The sequence below is a fragment of the Alcanivorax sp. genome (assembly GCF_014762765.1).
Taxonomy (GTDB): Bacteria; Pseudomonadota; Gammaproteobacteria; order Pseudomonadales; family Alcanivoracaceae; genus Alcanivorax.
This window is the reverse complement of the sequence record NZ_JABURH010000189.1, coordinates 44,899-46,880: the sequence shown is the minus strand read 5'-3', so window position 1 is coordinate 46,880 and position 1,982 is coordinate 44,899. Positions and strand designations below refer to the sequence as shown.

Genomic DNA, 1,982 nt, shown 5'->3' with positions numbered 1-1,982 from the left:
TCGAAGTCGATGGGGTTGACCTTGTGCGGCATGGTGGAGGAGCCCACTTCGCCTTCCACGGTCTTCTGCTTGAAGTAACCAAGAGAGATATAGCCCCACACGTCCCGGTCGAAGTCGAGGAGGATGGTGTTGAAGCGCATCAGCGCGTGGAAGTATTCCGCCACGCAATCGTGGGGTTCGATCTGGGTGGTGTAGGGGTTGAAGGTGAGCCCCAGACCTTCCACGAAGCGGCGGGCAAAGGCTTCCCAGTCCACGTCCGGGTAGGCGGACAGGTGGGCGTTGTAGTTGCCCACGGCACCGTTGATCTTGCCCAGCAGTTCCACGGCGGCGAATTGGTCGCGCTGGCGTTGCAGGCGAGCCACCACATTGGCCATTTCCTTGCCCACAGTAGTGGGGGAGGCGGACTGCCCATGGGTGCGCGACAGCATGGGCTGGTCGGCCTGGGCGTGGGCCTGGCGGCGGATGGCACTGATCACCTGGTCCATCTTCGGCAGCAGGATTTCCCGGGCTTCCTTGAGCATCAGGGAGTAGGACAGGTTGTTGATGTCCTCACTGGTGCAGGCGAAGTGAACGAATTCGCTCATGCCGGCCAGCTCTTCGTGTTCGGCCATCTGTTCCTTGATGAAGTATTCCACCGCCTTCACGTCATGGTTGGTGGTAGCTTCGATGGCCTTGATGCGTTCGGCATGCTGCACGTCGAAATCGCGGGTAACGCCGCGCAGGTGCCAGGCAGCCTGGCCGCTCATCAACGGCACTTCGGGGATGTTCTTGTCGTGGGCGAGCTGTTCCAGCCAGCTCACTTCCACGTGCACGCGGAAGCGGATAAGGCCGTATTCACTGGTGGTTTGGCGCAGGGCATCCACCTTGCCGGCATAGCGGCCATCGACCGGTGAAATGGCAGTCAGAGAGGTGAGGCTGGACATGTAAATGGCTCCCGAATCGTTTCCGTGAGGGTAAAAGCGGCGCAATGATACCGTAAAACTGTAAAGGCTGCGTTGTTGTTTGCCGGGTTAGCGGATGCCACCCGTAGGAGCCCCGCTTGAGGGGCGAACCTCGCGAAGCGAGGCGACAGCGCGAGAGGGTTGGGGCAAGCGTTCCTGGAGATGTGCAGGGCTTTGATTCACTGGATCGGCCTTCGGGCGATTCCGGCGCTGGCGCGCGGTTCGATGCGCAAGCGCCGATCTTGCAGTCTACTTTAATATTGATTCACAAGTTATTGATATCTATAGACTCTATGGCACTCAAAAGCTGCTTTCTCTGGAACAGTAAATGCCAGCGGCGGCCGCCGAGCTGGTGCCAGAGGAAGGCAGCGCGCACGCCCGCCAGGAACAGGGCACGCACCCGGGCGGCCTTGTTTTCGTCCTGCAGGTGGGCCGGTTCGCCCTTTACCTGGATACGAAAGCGGAAGGTGCCCAGAGTGTCCACATAGATGCCGGCTAGTCGGTGGCAGAAGGCATCATCACGGACACTGCTGAAATGGGCCTGTTGGCCATCCAGTGCCTTGAGACGGTGGCGCAGGATATTCACGGTGTCATCGCTCTTGCGCAGCTTGGCAGCCAGGTGCAACAAGGCCAGGCCGTAATTGAGCGGGCGCAGGTTGCCGCCGGCTGAGTCCCGGTTGAGGCTGCGGTTAAGGAGGCTGACGCCATCGCGGAGCAGGGCTGGCTGCGGGTAGATGGCGTCAAAGCTGTCCGCGTCCAGGGCCATGACGCCATGGATCAGGGCTTCAAAGGCGCGCGGGTCGCAGTCGCCGCGCAGGGCAATGTCATCGGCCAGCTGGGCGGCCTGAAAGACCGCGGCCAGGGCCAGAATTTGCTGCTGCTGCGGGCTGAAGCGTTCGCTCATGCGGTCTCCTCAATCACTGCACCACCCAGGCATACGGGGCCATCGTAGAACACCACGGACTGGCCCGGCGTGACGGCACGCTGGGGCTCGTCAAACAGCACGTGGACACGGCCATTGCCGGCATCGCTAACGGTGCA

The 1,982-nt window shown here is 61.4% G+C and carries 3 protein-coding genes; all 3 read right to left on the bottom strand.

Annotated features, from left to right (window positions below):
• A partial coding sequence (gene purB, locus HUJ17_RS14645) for an adenylosuccinate lyase (protein ID WP_290511390.1) occupies positions 1-923 on the bottom strand: 923 nt, incomplete at its 3' end.
• A gap of 283 nt (positions 924-1,206) precedes the next feature.
• Entirely contained in the window at positions 1,207-1,845 is a 639-nt protein-coding gene (hflD, locus tag HUJ17_RS14640; RefSeq protein WP_290511389.1) for a high frequency lysogenization protein HflD, read from the bottom strand.
• Positions 1,842-1,982 (bottom strand): aminomethyltransferase beta-barrel domain-containing protein (locus tag HUJ17_RS14635; RefSeq protein WP_366471187.1); only part of this gene is annotated, 141 nt, incomplete at its 5' end. The genes hflD and HUJ17_RS14635, both read right to left, overlap by 4 nt.